Raw genomic sequence first — 23238 nt, 5'->3', positions numbered from 1 at the left:
GTAGGACCAGGCGGATTTGAACCGCCGACCTCCACGATGTCAACGTGGCGCTCTAACCAACTGAGCTATGGTCCTGCTTCACCGCTACGGCCTGACTTCGCCGTGACAACGGATGCGTATTCTACCCATCCACCCTGGAAATGCAAGTCAAGAAACGCCTCCCAATCGGCACCCTGCACGTAGACGACAAGCCCCTGACCTACCAGTTCAGAGACTCGGAGTGCGCCGGATTGTCGGCCTCGGCTGCGGGACTGAGCTTCTCGGGGGTCCATTCCGGTGTTGCGGCGAAGTACTCGTCGAAGCGCTCCTTGGCCTGGTCGCCGAAGAGGATCTCGCAGGCCTCCATGAGCCCCGGGGACTGATGGATCCTTTCATTACTGACCACCAGGGAAATCTTCGAACGACGACGCAGGAAATCATCGAGCCGAGTGATCATCTCGCGCCGCTGTGCTTGGCCGAGTTCACAGCGCAGATACTCGGTCCCCTCGATCAGCAACTCGCCCTGCCGCGGGTCCTCGCGGATCTCCTCGAGCATGTCGAGGGCGTGAGTGCCGTAGCGCCGCCACAGACGGACCGTCAGCGGCTCGGAGGCCTCCGGCGAGGTCATGGCGTCGAGATCCATCAACTCGGCCTGATGGAGAAACTCTTTCCTGACCGATTCGGAAGGTTCGCCGTACCAGCGATAGTCCGGATACGGCACCGAGACCCCGAGCCGCTTCACCTCGCCGACGATCTCTTCCCCGACGTTCAGACAGTCGGTGAGCTTGCCGCCGAAGATGCTGATATGCGCCTCGGCATCGTCGGTATCGATAGCATGCTTGCGCGAGAGCTGCAGAAAGTCGCGCCCCCCATCCGCACTGGCCTTGACCGCGAGGGGCCGTACCCCGCAGCGGGTAGCGATGATGTCCTCCCTGCCCAGCGGCTTGTCCAGTTGCAGGCGCTTGTTGATGTTGTCCAGCACGAACTGGGTATCCTCGTCGGTGACATGCACCTCGGGGTTATCCACCCGAGTGTCGGTGGTACCGATGCAAGTGCGCTGCCCCATGGGAATGACGAAGAACAGCCGTCCGTCGTCGGCGAAGAACGCCAACACACGCTTGCTGTCGGTCAACCGTGGCACGATCAGGTGGATGCCCTTGGAGTAGACGTGCTGGTGCCCGGGCTTCTGCCCGGTCGATTTGTTGTGCTGGTCGACCCAGGGGCCCGCGGCATTGATCAGCACCCTTGAACGGATCTCGAATGTGTCGTCGTTCATGACGTTGCGGACACGCGTGATCCAGACACCGTTCTCCCGTCGAGCGCCCTGGGACTCGACATAGTTGGCCGCCATGGCCCCATAGTTCAACGCGGTGCGCACGAAATTGAAGACGAAGCGGGCGTCATTGTCGTGCAGATAGGCATCGGAATACTCGAAGCCTCCTATGGAGTCACGGGTATCGATGATCGCCTCCCGCTCCTTGATGGCAGAGGGTTTCAGGTAGCGCGGAATCCGCGTGAAGGCATTGCCCATGAACCAGTAAAGCCAGCTGCCGGCCCAGAGGTAGCGTGGATGGTAGCGAAAGCCCCTGGCAATGGTGGTCAGGAAACGGATCTCCTGGACCGTGGAAGGAAAGCTCTTGATGAGGTGATTGCGGCTCTTGCAGAGCTTGCGCACCAGCGGGAAGTCATAGCTCTCCATGTACTTGATGCCACCCCATACCAGATTGGAGGAGTGCATGCTGGTCTCGCCGGCGAAATCGCCGCGATCGATCAAGCCCACCCTGACGCCTTGCCCGGACAGGGCGGCGGCGGCTGAAGCGCCGTTGATGCCGCCACCGATGATCAGGACATCGAAGGTCTCGCGGGAAAGTTTCTCGATATTGCTGTCGCGCAATTGCATGAAGGGGTCCCTTCACAGCTGGATAAGATCCTGTCCGGCGGACACCGACAGGCTCCTGGAGAGCGCCCCCATACTCAATGGGACGCTCAGGGGAAACATATGCTGACGAAAAGCGTCACTCCGCGTCTTCCCGCTCCCAGTCCATGGTGCGGCGGACGGCCTTCTTCCAGCCCCGGTAGGCGCCCTCGCGGCACTCGCTATCCATCTGTGGCTCGAAAGTGCGCTCCACCCTGCCCTTGTTGACCACCTCGTCCTGAGTCCAAAGACCTACGGCAATACCCGCCAGATAGGCCGCTCCCAGGGCAGTGGTCTCGGTAATCTTGGGGCGATCCACGTTGACCCCCAGCATGTCTGCCTGGAACTGCATCATGACGTTGTTGGCCACGGCACCACCGTCCACACGCAGAGACTTGAGCGTGATTTCGGAATCGGCCTGCATGGCATCGATGACATCCTTGGTCTGGTAAGCCAGGGAATCCAGCGTGGCCCGGATGATGTGCTCCTTGCGGGTTCCGCGGGTGATCCCGAAGATGGCACCGCGTGCATACATGTCCCAGTAGGGTGCTCCCAGGCCCGCGAAGGCTGGCACCACATAGACCCCGCCGGAATCCGCCACCTTGCCGGCGTAGTATTCCGAATCTTCGGCCGAATCGATGAGCTTGAACTCATCACGCAACCACTGCACGGCCGCCCCGGCGATGAAGATGGAGCCCTCCAGGGCATAGTAGACCTTGCCTTCCGCTCCCCAGGCGATGGTGGTCAGCAGGCCGGACTTGGAGGTCACAGGCGTTTCACCCGTGTTCATCAGCAAGAAACAGCCCGTGCCGTAGGTGTTCTTGACCATCCCCTTCTCGAAGCAGGCCTGCCCGAACAGGGCCGCCTGCTGATCGCCGGCAATACCGGCGATGGGCACCCGTGCCCCCCCGAACATCTCGGCCCCGGTGGTTCCGTAGACCTCGCTGGAGGGCCGAACCTCGGGCAGCATGGCTTCCGGAATATCGAGCTCCTCGAGCATGCGCTTGTCCCACTCCAGGGTGCGGATGTTGTAGAGCAGCGTCCGCGAGGCGTTGCTGTAGTCGGTCACATGACGCTCTCCGCGGGTCAGGTTCCAGACCAGCCAGGTATCCATGGTCCCAAACAGCAGGTCGCCGTTTTCCGCCCGCTCGCGAACCCCTGGGACATTGTCCAGGATCCAGCGAATCTTGGTGCCCGAGAAATAGGCATCCGCCACCAGACCGGTGGTCTCGCGAATGTAGTCCTCCAGTCCGCGCGCCTTGAGCTCGTCACACAGGGCCGCGGTGCGGCGATCCTGCCAGACGATGGCATTGTGCACGGGCTTTCCTGTGTGACGATCCCAGACTACCGTGGTCTCTCGCTGGTTGGTGATGCCGATCGCCGCCACCTCGGAGGGCTTGATCCCCTGTGTCTCCAGCACTTCTCGGGCTACCCCCATCTGGCTGCCCCAGATCTCCATGGCATCGTGTTCCACCCAGCCCGGGGTCGGATAATGCTGTTTGAACTCCTTCTGGGCGATACCCACGATCTGGGCGTCACGGTCGAAGAGGATGGCGCGGCAGCTGGTGGTGCCCTGATCGAACGACAGGATGTATTGTTTTTTCATGGGTTCTCTCCTCGGAATTGTCGGATCGGATAATCGTTTGATTGCTGCTTTCTTGTTGTTTGCTGATGCCCCATCAATCCCTGCCTGAGGCATCAGAGGTACTCGGGGTACCGATTCCAGAGATCCTGGGGGAAGAAGGATGCAGCCTTGTCCAGCGCTTCGCGAAGACGAACTCGATGATCAGGCACGTCAGCACCACCACCAGGGCAATCGCCAGGGCCAGTGGACTTCCCTCGATAAAGACATAGCGATAGAAGAGACCGCCGGCAACGCCGCCGATCAAGGGCCCCACGATGGGCACCCAGGCATATTTCCAGTTCGACCCGCCCTTACCGGCAACGGGCAGCAGATGATGCGCCAGGCGTGGCCCCAGGTCGCGGGCCGGGTTGATGGCGTAGCCGGTGGTACCGCCGAGGGACAGGCCGATGGCAAGAATCAGCAGCCCGATGATCAGAGGATTCAGTCCCTGGGTAAACTCGTTGGCGCCGATGGCAAGAACGCCCAGCACCAGCACAAAGGTACCAATGATCTCGCTCATCAGATTGGAAGGGGTGTGAATGATGGCGGGATCGGTAGAGAACACGGCCAGTTTGGCGGCTTGGCTCTCGGTCTTTTCCCAATGCGGATAGTAATGTAACCAGACGACCACCGCGCCGATGAAGGCGCCGAGTATCTGGGCCAGCACATAACCCGGCACCCTCGACCAGGGGAATTCACCGATAACGGCGAGGCTGATGGTGACCGCAGGATTGATATGAGCACCACTGAACTGACCGACCGCATAGATCGCCATGGCAACGCCCATGGCCCAGCCGAAGGTGACGACGATCCAGCCGCTCGCCTCGGCCTTGGAATGCTTGAGCACTACGCCAGCGACGACGCCACCGCCAAATATGATGAGGATCATGGTACCGAAGACTTCGCCCAGGAACGGGGTCATGGTGTTTCCTTCTTGCATGCACGGGTTGATGGCTGACAAAACAGCAGTGCCTGAGCAGCCTCTTGCGGCAAACCGCATCCTGCCGCGGTTCTGTGTGCCGCATGCCCTGACCAGCGTGGAGGCCAGGCGGCACAAAGTTCGATTTCGAACACTAGTGTTTGTTTTCGAATTCGGCAAGAGAGTTATCTCAAAGGCCGAACGAGATAGATGCAATCTATTGTTTTACATAGCTTTTATTGGCTATATACTTTTGTCTACCCCTCCTGTCAGCGGGACAGAACTCGCGCGGCTACGGTACTGACTGATCAGAGACGATACATTTATGGCCGCATAATGTTCGCTATTGAATCTTACGATGGCGATCCAGGAACCGCTCCAACGCAGAGAGCGCCGACTGGCGGCGCTCTTGCTATAGCTGACCCGGAGAGGATTAGAGGGTGATGCGTGTTCCCAGGACCTCGAGGAATTGCGCCAGCCAGGCCGGATGGGCCGGCCAGGCCGGTCCAGTGACGAGATTGCCGTCGGTTTCGGCGCCATCGATGGCGATGTCGGCGTATGTACCGCCGGCCAGTCGTACTTCCGGCGCACAGGCGGGATAAGCAGAAACCCGACGACCTTCGATGACCTCCGCCGCAGCCAGCACCTGAGCACCGTGGCAGATAGCCGCCAGGGGCTTGTTCTCGTCGGCGAAGTGGCGCACCAGCGCCATCACCTCGGGATCGAGCCGCAGGTACTCCGGGGCCCGGCCGCCGGCAATTACCAGGGCATCGTAGTCGGCCGCCTTGACGTCCTTGAAGGTGGCGTTGAGGGCAAACTCATGCCCCGGTTTCTCCGTGTAGGTCTGGTCGCCCTGGAAATCGTGAATGGCGGTCTTGACCTTCTCGCCCTTCGTTTTGCCGGGGCAGATAGCGTCCACCTGGTGGCCCACCATCTGCAGGGCCTGAAAGGGCACCATCACCTCATAGTCTTCGGCGAAGTCGCCGACCAACAGCAGGATACGTTTTGCAGCCATGGAGCCATCTCCTTGTTACTCATTGTAGGATAGGGAATACTCAGCATGATCGATACCGAACATCCTCACCCGGATCGTGCCGATCCTGTGTTGTTTTTGCAACTTTGTATTGGCTGCTTTTTCACATTCGATCATTAACCGCCTGAACAAGCAGCGTTTCGAAACCCTAATATAGATGGCCATGACACGTCGGCGGTTATAGAAGGCAAGGAAGCGTCGTCGCAGTTATCGAGTTCGCGTCTGCACGACCATCCCGCAAGCGACGAAAATTCAGTAGAATCATGCTTAACCAAGGAGATGCCATGAACCAGCAGCAACGCCAGGACGCCATCATCGAGTTGGTCCGCCGCCAGGGCTATGCGAGCATCGAGCAGCTCACCGAGCACTTCACGGTCACCCCGCAGACCATTCGTCGCGATCTCAACACCCTCGCCACCGACGGGCGCATTCGGCGCGTGCATGGCGGCGCTGGCCTGGAGTCGAGTACCGTCAATACCGCCTACTCAACCCGCAAGACCCTCAATCTCGAGGCCAAGCAGCGCATCGCCGCCCTCCTTGCCCGACACGTCCCCGACCATTCGTCGCTGTTCATCAACATCGGCACCAGCAACGAGGTGATCGCCGAGGCACTGCTCGACCACCAGGGGCTCGAGGTGATCACCAACAACCTCAACGTGGCGGCGATCCTCCAGCACAAGGAGGACTTCAACGTGATCATCGCCGGCGGCGAGGTCCGCTCGCGAGACGGCGGCATCATCGGCGAGGCCACCATCGACTTCATCAACCAGTTCAAGGTCGACTACGGCATCATCGGCATCAGCGGCATCGACGAGGACGGCTCGCTGCTGGAGTTCGACTATCAGGAGGTGCGAGTGGCCCAGGCCATCCTGCGCAACTCCCGGCAGGTGTTCCTGGCCACCGACCACTCCAAGTTCCAGCGTAATCCGGTGGTCCGCCAGGGCAACCTGGCCCAGCTCGATGCCCTGTTCACCGATCGCGAGCCGCCCGAGGCGATCCTGCGCCTGTTGAAGCAGCACGACGTCGCCCTGCATCTGGCCTGAGGGCCGCCCGGCCCTCTCGAATGCCTCCGCTATAGACCCCTTCTTCAAGCCTCCTGCCTTGCCACCTTGCCATCTTGCCACTCACCCTCCCGCGTGTTGCGGTGCGGCCACGGCTCGCGCCTTGATGTTCGATTTGATTTCATCTATTTTCGATTACGAACATAGCCACATGTCCGAAACCGGACGGGAGACTTCATGAGCAACAGGCCAGACGAGGTCCTCGACCTCTTCGTGATCGGCGGCGGCATCAACGGCGCCGGCATCGCCAACGATGCCGCCGGCCGGGGGCTCTCCGTCGGGCTCTGCGAGCAGGGGGACCTGGCCGGCGCCACCTCCTCGGCCAGCAGCAAGCTGATCCACGGCGGGCTGCGCTACCTGGAGCACCGCGAGTACCGCCTGGTGCGCGAGGCCCTGCGCGAGCGCGAGGTGCTGATGGCCAAGGCCCCGCATATCATCTGGCCGCTGCGCTTCATCCTGCCCCATCGCCCCCACCTGCGCCCGGCCTGGATGCTGCGCGCCGGGCTGTTTCTCTACGACCACCTGGGCAAGCGCAAGGCGCTGCCGGGCTCCAGGAGCATCCGGCTGGATCACCGCCAGGGGCTCGCCCCCGGGATGACCCGCGGCTTCGAGTACTCGGACTGCTGGGTCGACGACGCCCGCCTGGTGACCCTCAACGCCATGCAGGCCCGGGAGCACGGCGCCGAGATCCTGGTGCGCACCCGTTGCATCGATGCCCGGGAGCGGGACGGTCTCTGGGAGCTCACCCTGGAGGAGGCCGAGGGTGGCGCGCGCCTGACGCGCCGCTGTCGCACCCTGGTCAACGCCGCCGGTCCCTGGGTGGAGGGCGTGGTGCGCGGCCAGGCCCATCGCCACTCCCGCTACAGCGTGCGCCTGATCCAGGGCAGCCACCTGATCGTGCCGCGCCTGAATCACGACGAGCGGGCCTATATCCTCCAGAACACCGATCAACGCATCGTCTTCGTGCTGCCCTATGAGGAGGATTTCAGCCTGATCGGCACCACCGACCGGCGCTATGAGGGAGATCCTTCACGGATCGAGGCCTCCCAGGAGGAGATCGACTATCTGCTCTCGGTGGTCAATGCGCACTTTCGCACCCAGCTCTCTCGCGAGGCGGTGATCCGCACCTTCTCCGGCGTGCGGCCACTATGCGACGACGAGTCGGCCGATCCCTCCGCCATGACCCGCGACTATACCCTCGACCTCGACACGCGCGGCGCACCGCTGCTGTCGGTCTTCGGCGGCAAGATCACCACCTATCGCAAGCTCGCCGAGGCGGCCCTCGAGACGCTCTCGCCCCACCTCCCCGAGATGCAGCCTCCCTGGACCGCCGAGGCGCGGCTGCCGGGCGGCGAGATCGGCGATCACGCCGCCTTCGAGGCCCGACTGCTCGCCGACTATCCCTACCTGAATGCCGGCCAGGCACGGCGATTCGCCCGCACCTACGGCACCCTGTGCCGCGCATTCCTCGACGGCCGGGACTCCCAGGCGGCGCTGGGCCAGGCCTTCGGGGCCGGCCTGACCGCCGCCGAGGTCGACTATCTGATCGAGCGGGAGTGGGCGCGAAGCGCCGAGGACATCCTGTGGCGACGCACCAAGCTGGCCCTTCGCCTCACCGCCGGCGAGCGGCAGCGGCTGGCCGACTACCTCCAGGCCGCGGCCCCGCCTGCCAAGACCGGCCCTGCGTCGACGGAAGCGAGCCCGCGCCGCACCGCCTGAGCGCGTGGCTCACAGTGCGATGATACTGGCCGGCGCCAGGGGCTCACGCTCCCGGTGGAGACTCAGCGCGCGCCCCTCCAGGGCGGTCAGCAGGATCTGCAGCGGGTCGCCGTGACTGACCAGCAGGATCGTCTCGCCGCGATGATCACGCTCCAGCTCGTCGATCACCTCACGCATGCGCGCCGCCACCTCGACGACGGCCTCGACGCCGCCCTGGCGCAGGGTGGGATCCTGGGCGTCGAGCGCCCAGACCTCGGCATAGCGTGCATCGCTCTGCCCCTCGAGTTCGCCGAAGTGGCGCTCCCGCAGGCGCGGTTCGGCGGTGAGCGGCAGACCGAAATGCGCGGCGACACGCTCGCCGGTCTCGGCGGTGCGCAGGAAGTCCGAGTGCAGGAGGCGCTGGGGCCTGGCCCAGCGCCAGTCGGCCAGCAGCGTGTCGAGCTGAGCGCGGCCTCGGGGGGAGAGGCCGAACCCCGTCACGCCGAGCGGCGGCGAGCTGATGATGCGCCCCTCCTGGTTGGCCTGGCTGTGGCCGTGGCGCATCAGCAGGTAGTGATTGCGCCACGCGCCCTCGGCTGGGGGGAAAGTGTTTGACATGGTTTTGTGACAAACCCTAGATTGAAGGAGGTTATTCGGAATCAATCATCGGCGGATCGCCATGTCGATATCCGAACATGCAACACACCACACGCCCTAGAACAATAATCGTGAGGCACGCCATGATCCACCCTTCCGTTCGATCCGGAACACGCCCGCTCGTCCCCCTCGCCCTCTCCACACTGCTGCCGCTTGCCATGCTGGCGAGCCAGGCCCAGGCTCAGGAGGAGTGCGAGCGCGGCGCCCTGGCCGAGATCTACTGCGACGAGAATGGCGACATGGTCGCCGACCGGCCGGCAAACGAATCCGAATGGGCCAATCCCGACACGCTGATCTTTGCCTACACCCCGGTCGAGGATCCGGCCATCTACTCCGACATCTGGCAGCCGTTCATCGAGCACCTCGAGGAGGTAACCGATCGCGACGTGCGCTTCTTCGCCGTGCAGTCCAACTCGGCCCAAGTCGAGGCCATGCGCAGTGGCCGCCTGCACATCGCCGGCTTCTCCACCGGACCGACGCCCTTCGCCGTCAACCTGGCGGGGGCGGTGCCCTTCGCGCTGATGGGCTCGGACGAGGGACGCTTCGGCTACACCCTGCAGCTCTACACCCATGTCGATTCCGGCATCGACGCGATGGAAGACCTCAAGGGCAAGCGAGTCGCCCACACCTCGCCGACCTCCAACTCCGGCAACCAGGCCCCCAGGGCGCTGTTCCCCGAGATGGGCATCGTGCCCGGCGAAGACTACGAGGTGGTCTACTCCGGCAGCCACGACCAATCCATGCTCGGCGTGGTGGCCCAGGACTACGACGCCGCCCCGGTGGCCTCGGAAGTGGTCGATCGCATGGCCGCCCGCGGCCTCTATGATCCGGAGGACGTCAAGATCATCTACGAGTCCGACAGCTTCCCGACCACCTCCTACAACTACGCCCACAACCTGCATCCGGACCTGGTCGAGAAGATCGAGGAGGCCTTCTTCAGCTTCGACTTCGCGGGCACCGAGCTCGGCGAGGAGTTCGAGGGCGTCGAGAAGTTCATCCCCATCAACTACCAGGACAACTGGAAGGTCATCCGCACCATCCAGAATGCCAACGGCGTCGAGTACACCCCCGACAATCTCCAGTAACCTTCGCGAGTCAGCGGCGCCGGCCTTCCCGGAGGGCCGGCGCCGTCGTCTTGGTGATCCTTTCTCGACGGTCCCCCCATGCTAGAGATATCCAACCTGATCAAGCGCTACGGCCGCGACGAGCCGGTACTCAAGGGACTCGACCTGACCGTGGAGGGCAACAGCGTGGTGGCCATCGTGGGCGCCTCCGGCGCCGGTAAGAGCACCATGCTGCGCTGTATCAACCGCCTGGTGGAGCCCACCTCCGGCTCCATCAAACTCAACGGCACCGAACTGGTCACCCTGCGGCACTCTGAGTTGCGGCGCGCCCGACGCAAGATCGGCATGGTCTTCCAGGGCTTCAACCTGATCGATCGCCTCACCGTGATGGAAAACGTGCTGGCCGGACGGCTCGGCTACGTCAACCTGTTCCAGGCCATCACTCGCCGCTATCCGGCCGCGGACATCGAGCGCGCCTTCGTGCTGATGGAGCGCGTGGGCATCGCCCACTATGCCAACAAGCGCGCCGATGAGCTCTCCGGTGGCGAGCGCCAGCGTGTCGGCGTGGTGCGGGCACTGATGCAGGAGCCCGAGGTACTGCTCGCCGACGAGCCCACGGCCTCGCTGGACCCGCGCACCTCCGAGCAGATCATGGTGCTGCTGCAGAGCCTGGCCAGCGAGCTGTCGCTGCCGGTGCTGATCAACATCCACAATGTGGCGCAGGCCAGGGCCTACACCGACCGCATCGTGGGGCTGCGCCACGGCACGATGATCTTCGATGGCGCCCCCTCGGACTTCGACAAGAACGCCCTGGACGCCATCTATGGCGGCATCGAGGCGCCGGAGGACGCACCGGCTCCACCGGCCGAGGAGGTGCGCGATGAGCAAGCCTGACCGCGAGGAGCACGCCACCCCGCGCACCTGGCGCAAGCCGCCCTTCATCGCCAACCCGCTGGTGCGCTACGGCCTGCTGGTGGTGCTGGTGGCCTACCTGGTCTGGGCCTTCGGCAGCCTGCCCTTCAACTGGGAACGCATCAGCGAGGGCCTGCCGCGGGCGGCGCGCATCTTCGGCGGTGGCTTTCCGCCGACCCTCTCGCGCTTCGACCTGCTGCTCACCGGCTTCACCGAGAGCCTGCAGATCGCCATCCTGGCCACCCTACTGGGGGTGCTGCTGTCGGTGCCCTTCGCGGTGATGGCGGCCCGCAACGTCGCGCCGCTGCCGGTCTACCTGCTGGGGCGCGCGGTGATCATCATCTCGCGCAGCTTTCACCCGGTGATCGTCGCCATCCTGTTCGTGGCGGCCGTGGGCTTCGGCCCGCTGGCGGGGATCTTGACGCTGACCCTCTACTCCATCGGCTTCGTCGGCAAGCTGCTCGCCGAGGAGATCGAGGAGATCGACTGGGGCCAGGTGGAGGCCATGCGCTCTACCGGGGCCGGTTACCTGGCGACGCTCTTCTACGCCGTCTTTCCGCAGATCCTGCCCCGCCAGGTGGGGCTCTCCATGTATCAGCTCGACAGCAACCTGCGGGCCTCCGCGGTGGTGGGCATCGTGGGGGCCGGCGGCATCGGCAGCACGCTGATGAACGCCTTCGGGCGCTACGACTATGATTTTGCCTTCGCCATCTTGCTGGTGATCATCGCGGTGATTCTGGCCAGTGAGGGCGTGAGCGGCTGGGTGAGGAAGAAGATATGGTAGAGGATGCCGACCTGTTGGCCGATCGCGTCTGGCGACGGCACAACCCCAAAGAGCAGCTGCTCCGCTATGGCGTAATGCTGCTGACCCTGATGGTGGTGGTCTGGGCGGTGCGTGATATCGACATCTTCTGGCCCTGGGTGTGGGACGCACCCAACCAGATCTCGAGCCTCGGGGCGCGCATGTGGCCGCCGGACCCGACCCGGCTCGGCGAGATCGTCGATGCCATGCTCGAGACGGTGCATATCGCCACCCTGGCGACGATGCTGACCGTCTTCATCGCCCTGCCGGTCTCCTACATCGCCGCCCAGAACACCACGCCCAACCGCGCCTGCCTGTGGCTGGGGCGCTTCATCCTGGTCTCCAGCCGTTCGGTGAACACCATCATCTGGGCGCTGCTGTTCGTGGCGATCTTCGGTCCCGGCGTGCTGGCGGGGATACTCGCCATCATGTTCCGCTCGGTGGGCTTCATCGGCAAGCTGATGGGCGAGGCCATCGAGGAGATCGACCGCCGCCCGGTGGAGGCCATGGAGGCCACCGGCGCGTCCAAGGCCAAGGTGATCGCCTACGCGGTGGTCCCCCAGGTGATGCCGGCGTTCTTCGCCATCGTCATCCTGCGCTGGGACATCAATATCCGCGAGTCCACGGTGCTGGGGCTGGTGGGTGCCGGCGGCATCGGGGTGATCCTGCAGGGCTCCATCGATACCTTCGCCTGGCCCACCGTGGCCACCATCCTGATCGCCATCATCGCGCTGGTGCTGATCGGCGAGGCGGTGACCGGCCTGTTACGCCGCAAGGTGCTCTAGCCGGAGGGGAGCACGCCCACTAAGGTGCAGTGCAGGCGTCTGTCGACGCCTCGCATTCTGCACCAGGTGTTCACAAGGAGATCGGCCGTGCTCTCCATGCTGCTGACGGGGGTCGCCATCGCGCTATTGGCGACCACCCTGCTGCCCCGCCTGCCGCTGACCTGGTGGGTCGTGCGCATCTGCGAGTTCCCGCGACTACAGTTCGCCGCGTTGGCGGCCCCGGTCGCGGGCCTCGCCCCGCTGACCGCCGCGCCGTGGTCGTGGTGGAGTCTCGCCGCGAGTCTCGCCACTCTCGGGTTTCAGGCCAGCCGCATCCTGCCCTGGACGCCATTATGGCCCCGGCAGGTCAAGCGCGCGGCGCCCGGCCAGGCGCCGCGCTGCCTGACGCTGCTGATCGCCAATGTACTGACGACCAACCGCCATGCCGAGACGCTGACTCGGCTGATCCATGAGCACCGACCCGACCTGGTCTTGACCCTGGAGTCCGACGCCTGGTGGCAGGCGCAGCTTGACGAGGCGCTGGCCGAGGACTGGCCCCATGCGGTGCGGGTGCCGCTGGACAACCTCTACGGCATGCACCTCTATTCTCGGCGGCCGCTGGTCGACCCCGAGGTGCGATGGCTGATCCAGCCCGATATCCCCTCGATTCATACCGGCGTCGAGCTTCCGAACGGTGACGTCATCCGCCTGCGCGCCCTGCACCCTCGCCCGCCGGCGCCCGGCGAGAGCGAGGAGTCGCTATGGCGCGACGCGGAGCTGCTGCTGGTGGGCAAGGCGATTCACGAGCATCCCGAGCCCACCCTGGTGGCCGGCGATCTAAACGACGTGGCCTGGTCGCGCACCACGCGTCTGTTCTGCCGAGTCAGCGGCATGCTGGATCCTCGGCGGGGGCGTGGCATGTTCAGCACCTTCCATGCCGACTACCCGCTGCTACGCTGGCCGCTGGACCATGTCTTCACGAGCGAGCATTTCACCCTGAAGGCCATGCGCCGCCTTCCCCACATCGGCTCCGATCACTTCCCGATGCTGGCGACCCTCTGCTATCGCCCCTCTCGCGCCGACGAGCACGAGACGCCCGAGGCCGACGGCGAGGAGCACCGCGACGCCCGGGAGACCATCGAAGAGGGCAAGGAGCGCGACCAGCAGGACTGAGTTCGAAGCCGTAAGCCGTAAGCCGTAAGCCGTAAGCCGTAAGCCGTAAGCCGGGATGCTGCCACCGTGCTCGCCGATGGCAAATGGCAACGGTTTTTCTTACAGCTTACAGCTTCAAGCTGCGGGCGCAGCCCGGGCCTACTCAGGGATCCCACCACGCGTCAGTGCGGCGGGGTCGAGCAGGCGTTCGAGCTCGCCGCGCGACAGCTCGGTCTGCTCCTCGGCCACCTCGAGAATCGGGCGCCCCGCCTGATAGGCCTGCTTGGCGATGGCCGCCGCCGCGTCATAGCCGATCACCGAATTGAGCGCCGTCACCAGGATGGGATTGCGCGCCAGCGGCCCCTCGAGATGGTCGTGACGCACCGTGAAGGTGGCGATGGCCCGGTCGGCCAGCAGCCGACTGGTGTTCGTCATCAGGGTGATCGAGGTCAGCAAGTTGCTGGCCACCAGCGGCAGCATGACATTGAGCTGGAAGTTCCCGCTCTGGCCGGCCACCGTGATCGCCGTGTCGAGGCCGATCACCTGGGCGGCCGCCTGGGCGGCAGACTCGGGAATCACCGGATTGACCTTGCCCGGCATGATCGAGCTGCCGGGCTGCAGGGCCTCGAGCTCGATCTCACCGAGCCCGGCCAGCGGCCCGGAGTTCATCCAGCGCAGGTCGTTGGCGATCTTCATGATCACGCAGGCCAGCCCCCGGAGCTGCCCGGAGAGTTCCACCGCGGCGTCCTGGGAGGCGAGGCTCGCGAAGAAGCTGTCGTTGGGCGAGAACGCCAGCCCCGTCTGCTCGCTGAGGTCGCGTGCCATGCGCTCGGCGAACTCGGGATGAGCGTTGATGCCGGTGCCCACCGCCGTGCCGCCCTGGGCGAGGCGGCAGAGCCGGATCAGGGCGCTGTCGAGGCGCTCGATGGCCTGGCCCACCTGGCTCGACCAACCCCCGAGTTCCTGGCTCATGCGTAGCGGCATGGCATCCATCAGGTGCGTACGGCCGGTCTTGACCACGTCGTCGAGCTCGGCGGCCCGGGTGTCGATGGTCGCGCGCAGGTGCTCGAGTGCCGGGCGCAGCTCGCCGGTGACTGCCAGCGCGGCCGAGAGATGGATCGCGGTCGGAATCACGTCGTTGCTCGACTGCCCCATGTTGACGTGGTCGTTGGCTCCGACGTCCACCCCGTCGCGACTGGCGCGCCGGGCGATCACCTCATTGACGTTCATGTTGCTCGAGGTGCCCGAGCCGGTCTGGAAGACGTCCACCGGGAACTGGTCGTCGAGATGCCCGGCGAGGACCGCTTCGGCGGCGGCGATGATCTCCCGGGACCGGGCGTCGTCCAGCTGTCCCAGCTCACGATTGACTCGGGCCGCCGCCAGCTTGATGCGGGCGATGGCATGGATGAAGGCGGTCGGCATGGGCTGGCCGGAGACGGGAAAGTTGTTGACCGCCCGCTGGGTCTGGGCCCCGTAGAGGGCCTCCCTCGGCACCTCCAGCTCTCCCATGCTGTCCCGCTCGATGCGATGGTCGCTCATGTCCGGCTCCTCGTATTGGGGATGGATGGTGCTCTTCTCAACATGGCGTCGAGCGCGCAGCCTTGCAAGAGTCCTCCTCCATCGGAAACAGGGCTATCGCAGATAGCAACATTGCTCGGAGCTGATCCGTCGGCAGGCCTGCGAGCGGGGCCGGTAAACCCTTCCATGGGCGCTACCGACGCCCCTCGCTAGGGCCAACTGCGATAGCCTTGCCATCTGAAGAAAGAATGTTGCAGTGCACAAACCGCTCTGTTATTGTGCGCTGCAATAGAGATGGAGAAGGCATCGGCACCCCGCCAAGGCCTTCGAATTGATCCGAAATCCCTGGGAGGGAATCACGATGCAAAACTTCGACACCAAGCAGTTCACCGAACAGTTCGAATCCATGTTCTTCGGCCCGGCCCGCGCCTACGCCGCGCTGTCCGTGGACTACACCGAGAAGCTGGTCAACGCCCAGCTCGACGCCGGCAAGGCCTACACCGACACCGGCCTGGCCCAGCTGCGCAGCCTGATGAACGTCAAGGATGCCGAGGGCCTGAAGTCCTACATGGAAGGCCAGCAGAAGGTTGCCAAGGACCTGACCGAGCGCCTGAAGGGCGACGCCGAAAAGGTCGTCTCCCTGCAGCAGGACTTCGTCCAGCAGAGCCAGAAGCTGACCGAAGAGAACGTCCAGCAGGCGACCGACACGGCCACCAAGGCCGCCAAGTAAGCCTGAAGGCGCCGGCCCTGCCGACGCCTGCTTGACCAGCCCGCCTGGTCAACGAGAATGGGCCGCCGATCATAGATCGGCGGCCCATTTGCGTTATGCTCTCCCCTCACGCTACCCCTTCATCACAGCCGGAGAGTGAACATGACACGCGGGATCCTTCTGGCCCTGCTGGGGCTCTCACTGGCCGGGTGCCAGATCATCGAACCGCGCTATCCCACCGGGCCGGCCGGACAGAGCGAGCGCGTCGAGGTGATCGAGCGCGGCGGCGAGGCGCCCGGCGAGACCGAACGCGCCGATCGTCCCGCAAGCGACGGGCGCGTCGCCCGCCGGGTGGCCTTCCCCGCCGACGAGTACGCCGCGCTCGAGAAACGCGGCAACGCCGCCATCAGCGGCCGCCTGACGATCGGCGGCCGCCCGATGGCCGACCGCCCGGTCGCGGTGGCACCGGTGACCACCTACTCCGCCGAGGCCGCGGAACAGGCGCTGGCCGGCCGCGCCGTGGAGCCCGCCGATCCTCGGGCGAGAGCCTACACCCACGCCACGCGCACCGATGGCAGCGGTCGCTTCCGCCTGGACGGCCTGCCGGCCGGCGTGTTCTATGTCTCGAGCAGCGCACGGGACCCCGTCAGCGGCGAGATGCGGGTGATCATCCAGCAGGTCAGCCTGGGCAACGGGCAGTCTCGCCGCCTCGAACTCAGCCGCTGAGATATCTCGTATGCAAGGACGGAGACTTGTCAGTCGCTTGTAAGACATCGCTGACAGTCATCGTGCGACATCTGACACTGTGGTCGTCGCCCCGGGCATCCCATCAACGCCACTTCTACGCTAAAGAAATCGCCATCTGGTGATGGCGGTCACGACGTCAACAGCGCGTCTCACGGAGATGCCATTGATCACGAGATACCACGCATCGCTCTGACCGACGGCTTGGGCGTCCCATCCGCCACTCCCGCGTGAACCTTGACGCCGACCGTGCCGCAGCGATGTCACGCGAGGTTCACCACGATGACCACCACCACCCACCACCTCACGGGGTCCGTCCTGATGGCCGGCACCCTGGCCGTCCTGCTGGCCACGTCAGGCCTACAGGCCGACTCCCTCGAGGAGATCCAGCAGCGTGGCGAGATCCGCATCGCCGTGGCCAACGAGAGACCCTATGGCTACCTGAACGCCGGCGGCAAGGCGCTGGGCGCAGGCCCCGAGATCGCCCAGCGCATCCTGGAGGATCTCGACATCGAGCAGATCGAATGGGTCGAGACGGAATTCAAGAACCTCATCCCGGGGCTCGAGGAAGGAAAGTTCGACATGGCCGCGGCGGAGATGGCCATCCTGCCCGAACGCTGCAAGCGCGTGCTCTTCTCGGACCCCAACACCTCCTACGGCGAAGGGCTACTCGTGCTGGCCTCCAACCCCAACCGCATTCGCGCCTACGAGGACTTCGTCGAACGCCCTGACATGATCCGGGTCGCCTTGCAGGCAGGTACGGTTCAGGAGGATATGTTCAAGTCCCTGGGCGTCGATCCGAGTCGCATCGTCACGGTGGAACGCCCCGAGGATGCCATTGACGCCATCGTCCGCGGTCGGGCCGACGCCTTCGCCGCCACCGGCATGACGGTCGCCGCCATGGAGAAGATGAGCCCCCAGGTCGAGGCGGAGTTCAACTTCGCGGACCCCGTGATCGACGGTCGCGAGGTCCGCTACTTCGGCGGCTTCGCCTTCCCCCTGGATGCGGAGGACCTGCGGGACGCGGTGAACGAGGAGTTGATGGACGAGAAGAACAACGGGGACTGGCAACAGACGCTGACGCAATACGGCTTCCTGCGCAAGGACGTCCTCTACTCCTACCGCTTCAGTGCCGAGCAGCTCTGCAACGGGGCCGGCTAGGCCCGGCACCGCCGGTCCCGACGACCGACGCCTGCCGGGGCGTCTGAAAAGGGGCCGGCGGGCCGCCTACCAGTCCAGCGCCTGCTTGACGAAGGGAATGGTCAGCTTGCGCTGAGCGGAGAGCGAGGCGCGATCCAGGGTCTCCAGGGTCGCGAAGAGCGCATCCAGGCGTCGTGGCCCGCGGTGCAGGATATAGCGGGCCACCTCGTCGGGCAGCTGCATGCCACGCCCCTTCGCCCGCAGCTGGAGCGCGGCGAGGCGGCCGGTGTCGTCGAGCCCCTGCAGGTGGAAGGTCATGCCCCAGGTGAGCCGCGAGGCCAGGTCCGGCAGCTTCACCGGCAGCTGCCGAGGCGGCGCCTCGGCGGCGATCAGCAGCCGCTTGCCGGCGTCACGCAGGCGGTTGAAGGCGTGGAACAGCGCCTCTTCCCAGCGCTTGCGACCGACGACCCGCTCGAGATCGTCGATGGCCACCAGATCCAGCCGTTCGATCTCCTCGAGCATCAGCGGCGGGAAGTGACCGAGCTCCGCCAGGGGCAGGTAGAGCGCCCGTCCGTCACGGTCGGAGGCGGCATGACAGGCGGCCTGCAGCAGGTGGCTGCGGCCGGTGCCCGAGGCGCCCCACACATAGAGGAAGGGCTCGCCATCATCGTCGAGCTGGTGCACGAGCCGGTCGACCAGGGTCGCATTGGGCCCGGGGTGGAAGCTGGCGAAGGTGGCGTCGTCGCGCAGCCCCACGCCCAGTGGCAACTGCGCGGGTGCTCGACTCATGGCGACTCCTCGTCGTGGGTTCGTGAACGACCGGCATCATACAAGGTACTGTTTTTATAGTGATCGTGGAGATAACGCAACACCACCATCAGCATGGCGGCCACGGGGAGCGCCAGCAACACGCCGGTGAAGCCGAACAACTGCCCCCCCGCCAGCACGGCGAAGATCACCGCCACCGGGTGCAGGCCGATCTTGTCGCCGAGCAGCTTGGGCTGCAGCACCACGCTCTCGATCAGCTGGCCGAAGCCGAACACCGCCGCCACGCCGAGCAGGATCAGCCAGTCGCCGAACTGGAAGAAAGCCACCAACCCGGCCACGGAGATGCCCACGATCACGCCGAGATAGGGCACGATGCTGGCCAGCCCGGCAAGCAGGCCGATCAGCAGGCCGAACCGCACGCCGAGTAGCGTCAGCCCCACCGCATAGATCACCCCCAGGCAGAGCATGACGATCAGCTGACCGCGCAGGAAGGCGGAGAGCACCTCGTCACATTCACCGGCCAGGCGCACCGCCGCGGGCTCCCAGCTGCGCGGGAGCGAGGCCCGCACCTTGCCGACCAGGATGTCCCAGTCGAGCAGCAGGTAGAAGGTCACCACCGGGATCAGTGCCAGGTTGGCGATCCAGGCCGCCACCGCCAGGCCGGAGCGCGACACCTGGGCCAGCAGGCTGGCGGCGAAGGTGCCGGTCTCCTTCCAGTTGTCGACGAACGCCGTGCGCATCTGGTCGATGTCGGTGGAGAGATCCAGCCCGGTCAATGCCTGCAGGCGCGGCACCACGCTCTGCTGAACCCAGTTGAGCACCGCGGGCAGCGACTCGACGACCTGGCCGAGCTGCCGCCCGAGGATCGGCACCACCAGCAGCAGGGTGAGCACGATGATCAGGCTCAACAGCAGGAACACCAGCGAGACCGCCAGCCGCCGGGAGAGCCCCCAGTCTTCCAGCCGGTCGGCCAGGGGATCGCCCAGATAGGCCAGGATCATGCTGACGAAGAACGGCATCAGCACCGGCTCGATGCTGATCAGGAACCACAGCGCCAGCGCCGTGCACGCCGCCACCACCCACCACTGTCTGTGCATCGCCTCCTCCCTGTATCGACGCGGCCGTCAGGCTGCCAGCCGTTCGCCGTGATGCTACAATTCGTTCCCCGAACCCGACCGTCGCGCCTCGCCCTGCGACAGGCCTCGCGACCGCCATTCTCATACAGGAAGCGTCATGACCGATTCCACCAACCGTCCGACCGGGACCTCGCTCAGCTACAAGGACGCCGGCGTCGATATCGATGCCGGCAATGCCCTGGTCGACCGCATCAAGGGCGTCGCCAAACGCACCACCCGCCCCGAGGTGATGGGCGGCCTGGGCGGTTTCGGCGCCCTGTGCGAGCTCCCCAAGGGCTACGAGGAGCCGGTGCTGGTCACCGGCACCGACGGCGTGGGCACCAAGCTGCGCCTGGCCATGGACATCGGCCGCCATGACACCATCGGCATCGACCTGGTGGCCATGTGCGTCAACGACCTGGTCGTGGCCGGCGCCGAGCCGCTGCTCTTCCTCGACTACTATGCCACGGGCAAGCTCGACGTGGATATCGCCGCCGACGTGGTGACCGGCATCGGCGAAGGCTGCGAGCAGGCGGGCTGCGCCCTGGTCGGTGGCGAGACCGCCGAGATGCCTGGCATGTACGAGGGCAATGACTACGACCTCGCCGGCTTCTGCGTGGGCGTAGTGGAGAAGTCCGAGATCCTCGACGGCAGCAAGGTCGGCGAAGGCGACGTGCTGCTGGGCCTGGCCTCCTCCGGCCCCCACTCCAACGGCTACTCGCTGATCCGCAAGATCCTCGAAGTGTCGGGCGCCGCCCTGGACACCGCCGTGGATGGCAAGCCCCTGGGCGATGCCCTGCTCGCGCCCACCAAGATCTACGTCAAGCCGCTGCTATCGCTGATCAAGGAGACCGACATCCCGGTGCACGCCCTGTCGCACATCACCGGCGGCGGCCTGACCGAGAACATCCCCCGCGTGCTGCCCGAGACGCTGGGCGCGCGCATCGACGCCGCCAGCTGGACCCGCCCGGCGATCTTCGACTGGCTGAAGGAGCGGGGCAACGTCGATGAGCACGAGATGCATCGCGTGCTCAACTGCGGCATCGGCATGGTGATCGTGGTGCCGGCGGAGAAGGCCGACCAGGCCCGCGCCCACCTGCAGGCCCAGGGCGAGACGGTCCACCGCATCGGAGTGATCACCGCCCGGGGCGAGGGTGACGAGCCCGTCCAGCTGGAGAACCTCGAGGCATGAGCGGGACCGACTATCAGAGCGATACCCTGAACACCTTCACTCCCGAGCCCAGCGAGACTCTGCGGGTAGTGGTGCTGATCTCAGGCAGCGGCAGCAACCTCCAGGCGCTGATCGACGCCCAGAGCCACGACGAGCTGGGCGGCGAGATCGTCGCGGTGATCTCCAACCAGCCGGACGCCTACGGCCTGAAGCGCGCCCGGGACGCCGGCATCGATGCCGTGGCCCTGCCCCATCGCGAGTATGACAGCCGCGAGGCCTACGACGGCGCGCTGATCAAGGTGATCGAGCGCCACGAGCCCGACCTGATCGTGCTGGCCGGCTTCATGCGCATCCTCACGCCGCGCTTCGTCAACCGCTTCCTGGGGCGGATGCTCAACATCCACCCCTCGCTGCTGCCCGCCTATCAGGGACTACATACCCATGCCCGGGCGCTGGCCGACGGCGTGGCCGCGCATGGCTGCAGCGTGCACTTCGTCACCGAGGAACTCGACGGAGGCCCGGTGGCCCTGCAGGCCGAGGTGGCCGTGGTGCCGGACGAGACCGAGGAGAGCCTGCAGGCCAAGGTCCAGGCGCGGGAGCACCTGATCTACCCGATCGCCGTGCGCTGGTTCCTGGAGGGACGCCTGCAGCTCAAGGGCGACCATGCCGCCATGGACGGCGTCGCGCTGCCGCCTACCGGCATGCGGCTCTCCCATCAGGACGCCGCCGAGGAACTCGACGAGGAGCTGTAAGCTGGAAGCTGGAAGCTGGAAGCTGGAAGCTGGAAGCTGGAAGCTGGAAGCTGGAAGCTGGAAGCTGGAAGCTGGAAGGCAGCTTGTAGACTCCAAAGCCTGAGTCAAGGGTTTTCTTCTAGCTTCCAGGCGCGCAGCGCCGCTCTTCCAGCTTCAAGCTCCTGACCCGGCTGCGCCGGGTCAGGTCCGGGGGAGAGTCACCCCCCGCTGCCCCATGTACTTGCCGCCGCGGTCCTTGTAGGAGGTCTCGCAGACCTCGTCGGACTCCAGGAACAGCATCTGCGCCACGCCCTCGTTGGCGTAGATCCGCGCGGGCAGGTTGGTGGTGTTGGAGAACTCCAGGGTCACGTGCCCCTCCCACTCCGGCTCCAGCGGCGTCACGTTGACGATGATGCCGCAGCGCGCGTAGGTGGACTTGCCCAGGCAGATGGTCAGCACGCTGCGCGGGATGCGAAAGTACTCCACGGTGCGCGCCAGGGCGAAGGAGTTGGGCGGAATCACGCAGGCATCGCCCTTGATATCGACGAAGCTCTTCTCATCGAAGCCCTTGGGGTCCACCACCGCCGAGTGGATGTTGGTGAAGACCTTGAACTCGTCGGCGCAGCGCACATCGTAGCCGTAGCTGGACGTCCCGTAGGAGATCACTCGCCGCTCGTTCACGTAGCGCACCTGGTCGGGCTCGAAGGGCTCGATCATGCCTTCCTGCTCGGCCATGCGGCGGATCCACTTGTCGGATTTGATGCTCATCGACACGTCCTGAAGCTATCTGGTGGTAACTGGTGGTAAAAAGCGCAGTAGGGAACCACGGTGCAAGAAAAACCGGGGCCACATCATAGCGGCCCCGGCGAGGAAGGTCACGGCAACTCGCCCCTGGCGGGCGATGCCGGGCGAGTGGATCGTCACTCGCTGAAGGAGATTTCCGGCCCGTCGGGCTGCTGGCCCTCGACCTGCTCGGCCACCTGACGGGCCATGTCACGAAAGCTAGTGGTCACCTCACCCTCGGGCTCGGCCACTACGCTGGGGCGACCGCCATCGACCTGCTCACGAATCGTCAGGCTCAACGGCAGCCGGCCGAGCACGCGAGTCTCGTACTCGTCGGCGATGCGCTCACCGCCGCCCTCACCGAAGATCGGCTCGCTATGGCCGCACTGGGAACAGGTGTGCAGGCTCATGTTCTCCACCACGCCGAGCACCGGCACGTTGACCTTGCGGAACATCTCGATGCCCTTGCGGGCGTCGAGCAGCGCGATGTCCTGGGGCGTGGTGACGATCACCGCGCCGTCCACCGGCACCTTCTGGGCCAGGGTCAGCTGGATGTCGCCGGTACCCGGCGGCATGTCGATGAACAGGTAGTCGAGATCGTCCCAGGCCGTCTGTGTGAGCATCTGCTGGAAGGCCCCGGCCACCATCGGCCCCCGCCACACCATGGGCTCGCGCACGTCGGCCAAAAAGGCCATGGACATGGCCTGGATGCCGTGGGCCTCGAGCGGCCGGAAGCGGTTTTCGCCCGCGGACTGGGGGCGCACGCCCTCGCCCACGCCGAGCATCTGAGCCTGGCTGGGGCCGTAGATGTCGGCGTCCAGGATGCCGACCCGGTAGCCCTCTGCGGCCATGGCCAGCGCCAGGTTGACGGTGACGGTGGACTTGCCCACCCCGCCCTTGCCGGATGCCACGGCGACGATATGCTTGACCCCTTCGATCACGGATCGCTCCTTCTGCAGTTGGGGGTTGCCACGCGAGC

General features: G+C 65.3%; 22 protein-coding genes and 1 tRNA gene. 12 read left to right on the top strand and 11 right to left on the bottom strand.

The genetic code is table 11. From position 1 onward, the window contains the following. Position 1: 1 nt before the first annotated feature. From FEI13_RS16650 to FEI13_RS16630, 5 genes are all read right to left on the bottom strand, one after another. Positions 2-75, bottom strand: a tRNA-Val gene (locus tag FEI13_RS16650). A gap of 124 nt (positions 76-199) precedes the next feature. Continuing rightward, positions 200-1879 carry a glycerol-3-phosphate dehydrogenase/oxidase gene (locus tag FEI13_RS16645; protein ID WP_138182639.1) on the bottom strand — a complete coding sequence of 560 codons (1680 nt, stop codon included), beginning with the start codon at positions 1877-1879 and terminating at the stop codon, positions 200-202. 115 nt (positions 1880-1994) lie between these two features. Next, on the bottom strand, positions 1995-3500 hold the full coding sequence (gene glpK / locus FEI13_RS16640) for a glycerol kinase GlpK (RefSeq protein WP_138182638.1): 1506 nt from the start codon (positions 3498-3500) through the stop codon (positions 1995-1997). A 73-nt stretch (positions 3501-3573) separates the two neighbouring features. Further along, on the bottom strand, positions 3574-4440 hold the full coding sequence (locus FEI13_RS16635; protein ID WP_138182637.1) for an MIP/aquaporin family protein: 867 nt from the start codon (positions 4438-4440) through the stop codon (positions 3574-3576). A 430-nt stretch (positions 4441-4870) separates the two neighbouring features. Then, positions 4871-5452, bottom strand: a complete 582-nt coding sequence (locus tag FEI13_RS16630) for a DJ-1/PfpI family protein (RefSeq protein WP_138182636.1) — start codon at positions 5450-5452, stop codon at positions 4871-4873. A gap of 302 nt (positions 5453-5754) precedes the next feature. Between FEI13_RS16630 and FEI13_RS16625 the strand changes: the two genes are divergently transcribed. After that, the gene (locus tag FEI13_RS16625) at positions 5755-6513 is read left to right on the top strand and encodes a DeoR/GlpR family transcriptional regulator (RefSeq protein WP_138182635.1); all 759 of its coding nucleotides are present in this window, start codon (positions 5755-5757) and stop codon (positions 6511-6513) included. A 195-nt stretch (positions 6514-6708) separates the two neighbouring features. Continuing rightward, complete coding sequence (gene glpD, locus FEI13_RS16620) at positions 6709-8250, top strand: glycerol-3-phosphate dehydrogenase (protein ID WP_138182634.1); 1542 nt, start codon at positions 6709-6711, stop codon at positions 8248-8250. Positions 8251-8259: 9 nt separating this feature from the next. Here glpD and FEI13_RS16615 read toward each other — a convergent pair whose 3' ends face one another. Continuing rightward, positions 8260-8847 (bottom strand): histidine phosphatase family protein, encoded by a 588-nt coding sequence (locus tag FEI13_RS16615; RefSeq protein ID WP_138182633.1) that lies wholly within the window; start codon positions 8845-8847, stop codon positions 8260-8262. Between the two features lie 122 nt (positions 8848-8969). On the opposite strand from FEI13_RS16615, the gene phnD reads away from it, so the two are divergent. The 5 genes from phnD to FEI13_RS16590 all read left to right on the top strand — a co-directional run bounded on the left by phnD (position 8970) and on the right by FEI13_RS16590 (position 13601). Then, positions 8970-9971 (top strand): phosphate/phosphite/phosphonate ABC transporter substrate-binding protein, encoded by a 1002-nt coding sequence (gene phnD / locus FEI13_RS16610; protein ID WP_138182632.1) that lies wholly within the window; start codon positions 8970-8972, stop codon positions 9969-9971. Between the two features lie 78 nt (positions 9972-10049). Beyond that, positions 10050-10844: a phosphonate ABC transporter ATP-binding protein gene (gene phnC, locus FEI13_RS16605; RefSeq protein WP_138182631.1), complete on the top strand. Its 795-nt coding sequence runs from the start codon at positions 10050-10052 to the stop codon at positions 10842-10844. Then, the gene (gene phnE, locus FEI13_RS16600) at positions 10831-11646 is read left to right on the top strand and encodes a phosphonate ABC transporter, permease protein PhnE (protein WP_138182630.1); all 816 of its coding nucleotides are present in this window, start codon (positions 10831-10833) and stop codon (positions 11644-11646) included. Before phnC ends, phnE (FEI13_RS16600) begins: the two co-directional genes overlap by 14 nt. Further along, entirely contained in the window at positions 11640-12449 is an 810-nt protein-coding gene (gene phnE, locus FEI13_RS16595) for a phosphonate ABC transporter, permease protein PhnE (protein ID WP_138182629.1), read from the top strand. The genes phnE (FEI13_RS16600) and phnE (FEI13_RS16595) overlap by 7 nt, the downstream gene beginning before the upstream one ends. An 87-nt stretch (positions 12450-12536) precedes the next feature. Continuing rightward, a complete protein-coding gene (locus FEI13_RS16590) occupies positions 12537-13601 on the top strand; it encodes an endonuclease/exonuclease/phosphatase family protein (RefSeq protein ID WP_138182628.1) in 1065 nt (354 codons plus the stop codon). A gap of 138 nt (positions 13602-13739) precedes the next feature. Here the strand turns inward: FEI13_RS16590 and FEI13_RS16585 are convergent, their stop codons facing one another. Then, the gene (locus FEI13_RS16585) at positions 13740-15119 is read right to left on the bottom strand and encodes a class II fumarate hydratase (protein WP_138182627.1); all 1380 of its coding nucleotides are present in this window, start codon (positions 15117-15119) and stop codon (positions 13740-13742) included. A 340-nt stretch (positions 15120-15459) separates the two neighbouring features. Between FEI13_RS16585 and FEI13_RS16580 the strand changes: the two genes are divergently transcribed. The 3 genes from FEI13_RS16580 (at position 15460) to ehuB (ending at position 17712) form a co-directional block, all read left to right on the top strand. Beyond that, positions 15460-15828: a phasin family protein gene (locus FEI13_RS16580; RefSeq protein ID WP_138182626.1), complete on the top strand. Its 369-nt coding sequence runs from the start codon at positions 15460-15462 to the stop codon at positions 15826-15828. Positions 15829-15969: 141 nt separating this feature from the next. Beyond that, positions 15970-16533: a peptidase associated/transthyretin-like domain-containing protein gene (locus FEI13_RS16575; protein WP_138182625.1), complete on the top strand. Its 564-nt coding sequence runs from the start codon at positions 15970-15972 to the stop codon at positions 16531-16533. 300 nt (positions 16534-16833) lie between these two features. Beyond that, positions 16834-17712 carry an ectoine/hydroxyectoine ABC transporter substrate-binding protein EhuB gene (ehuB, locus tag FEI13_RS16570; protein WP_138182624.1) on the top strand — a complete coding sequence of 293 codons (879 nt, stop codon included), beginning with the start codon at positions 16834-16836 and terminating at the stop codon, positions 17710-17712. A gap of 66 nt (positions 17713-17778) precedes the next feature. Here the strand turns inward: ehuB and hda are convergent, their stop codons facing one another. Continuing rightward, positions 17779-18480: a DnaA regulatory inactivator Hda gene (gene hda, locus FEI13_RS16565; protein WP_138182623.1), complete on the bottom strand. Its 702-nt coding sequence runs from the start codon at positions 18478-18480 to the stop codon at positions 17779-17781. After that, positions 18477-19556 carry an AI-2E family transporter gene (locus FEI13_RS16560; protein ID WP_138182622.1) on the bottom strand — a complete coding sequence of 360 codons (1080 nt, stop codon included), beginning with the start codon at positions 19554-19556 and terminating at the stop codon, positions 18477-18479. The genes hda and FEI13_RS16560 overlap by 4 nt, the downstream gene beginning before the upstream one ends. A gap of 136 nt (positions 19557-19692) precedes the next feature. Between FEI13_RS16560 and purM the strand changes: the two genes are divergently transcribed. Beyond that, complete coding sequence (purM, locus tag FEI13_RS16555) at positions 19693-20766, top strand: phosphoribosylformylglycinamidine cyclo-ligase (RefSeq protein WP_138182621.1); 1074 nt, start codon at positions 19693-19695, stop codon at positions 20764-20766. Next, positions 20763-21497, top strand: a complete 735-nt coding sequence (purN, locus tag FEI13_RS16550; protein WP_138182620.1) for a phosphoribosylglycinamide formyltransferase — start codon at positions 20763-20765, stop codon at positions 21495-21497. The genes purM and purN overlap by 4 nt, the downstream gene beginning before the upstream one ends. 180 nt (positions 21498-21677) lie before the next feature. Here purN and dcd read toward each other — a convergent pair whose 3' ends face one another. Beyond that, on the bottom strand, positions 21678-22244 hold the full coding sequence (gene dcd / locus FEI13_RS16540; protein ID WP_138182619.1) for a dCTP deaminase: 567 nt from the start codon (positions 22242-22244) through the stop codon (positions 21678-21680). Positions 22245-22396: 152 nt separating this feature from the next. Then, positions 22397-23200, bottom strand: coding sequence for an iron-sulfur cluster carrier protein ApbC (gene apbC, locus FEI13_RS16535; RefSeq protein WP_138182618.1), 804 nt, complete (start codon positions 23198-23200; stop codon positions 22397-22399). Positions 23201-23238 lie beyond the last annotated feature (38 nt).

The sequence above is a fragment of the Halomonas urmiana genome (assembly GCF_005780185.1).
Classification (GTDB): Bacteria; Pseudomonadota; Gammaproteobacteria; order Pseudomonadales; family Halomonadaceae; genus Halomonas; species Halomonas urmiana.
Note: the sequence above shows the minus strand (reverse complement) of the source record. Positions and strands in the feature narration are given on the sequence as shown.

Excerpts from the sequence above, each read along its gene's own strand:
- purM (WP_138182621.1), top strand. The coding sequence starts at position 19,693 with ATGACCGATTCCACCAACCGTCCGACCGGGACCTCGCTCAGCTACAAG.
- FEI13_RS16580 (WP_138182626.1), top strand. The coding sequence starts at position 15,460 with ATGCAAAACTTCGACACCAAGCAGTTCACCGAACAGTTCGAATCCATG.
- ehuB (WP_138182624.1), top strand. The coding sequence starts at position 16,834 with ATGACCACCACCACCCACCACCTCACGGGGTCCGTCCTGATGGCCGGC.
- purN (WP_138182620.1), top strand. The coding sequence starts at position 20,763 with ATGAGCGGGACCGACTATCAGAGCGATACCCTGAACACCTTCACTCCC.
- FEI13_RS16575 (WP_138182625.1), top strand. The coding sequence starts at position 15,970 with ATGACACGCGGGATCCTTCTGGCCCTGCTGGGGCTCTCACTGGCCGGG.
- glpD (WP_138182634.1), top strand. The coding sequence starts at position 6,709 with ATGAGCAACAGGCCAGACGAGGTCCTCGACCTCTTCGTGATCGGCGGC.
- FEI13_RS16615 (WP_138182633.1), bottom strand. The coding sequence starts at position 8,847 with ATGTCAAACACTTTCCCCCCAGCCGAGGGCGCGTGGCGCAATCACTAC.
- dcd (WP_138182619.1), bottom strand. The coding sequence starts at position 22,244 with ATGAGCATCAAATCCGACAAGTGGATCCGCCGCATGGCCGAGCAGGAA.
- FEI13_RS16625 (WP_138182635.1), top strand. The coding sequence starts at position 5,755 with ATGAACCAGCAGCAACGCCAGGACGCCATCATCGAGTTGGTCCGCCGC.
- phnC (WP_138182631.1), top strand. The coding sequence starts at position 10,050 with ATGCTAGAGATATCCAACCTGATCAAGCGCTACGGCCGCGACGAGCCG.
- glpK (WP_138182638.1), bottom strand. The coding sequence starts at position 3,500 with ATGAAAAAACAATACATCCTGTCGTTCGATCAGGGCACCACCAGCTGC.
- phnE (WP_138182630.1), top strand. The coding sequence starts at position 10,831 with ATGAGCAAGCCTGACCGCGAGGAGCACGCCACCCCGCGCACCTGGCGC.
- FEI13_RS16585 (WP_138182627.1), bottom strand. The coding sequence starts at position 15,119 with ATGAGCGACCATCGCATCGAGCGGGACAGCATGGGAGAGCTGGAGGTG.
- FEI13_RS16645 (WP_138182639.1), bottom strand. The coding sequence starts at position 1,879 with ATGCAATTGCGCGACAGCAATATCGAGAAACTTTCCCGCGAGACCTTC.
- FEI13_RS16635 (WP_138182637.1), bottom strand. The coding sequence starts at position 4,440 with ATGACCCCGTTCCTGGGCGAAGTCTTCGGTACCATGATCCTCATCATA.
- FEI13_RS16560 (WP_138182622.1), bottom strand. The coding sequence starts at position 19,556 with ATGCACAGACAGTGGTGGGTGGTGGCGGCGTGCACGGCGCTGGCGCTG.
- FEI13_RS16630 (WP_138182636.1), bottom strand. The coding sequence starts at position 5,452 with ATGGCTGCAAAACGTATCCTGCTGTTGGTCGGCGACTTCGCCGAAGAC.
- hda (WP_138182623.1), bottom strand. The coding sequence starts at position 18,480 with ATGAGTCGAGCACCCGCGCAGTTGCCACTGGGCGTGGGGCTGCGCGAC.
- phnD (WP_138182632.1), top strand. The coding sequence starts at position 8,970 with ATGATCCACCCTTCCGTTCGATCCGGAACACGCCCGCTCGTCCCCCTC.
- phnE (WP_138182629.1), top strand. The coding sequence starts at position 11,640 with ATGGTAGAGGATGCCGACCTGTTGGCCGATCGCGTCTGGCGACGGCAC.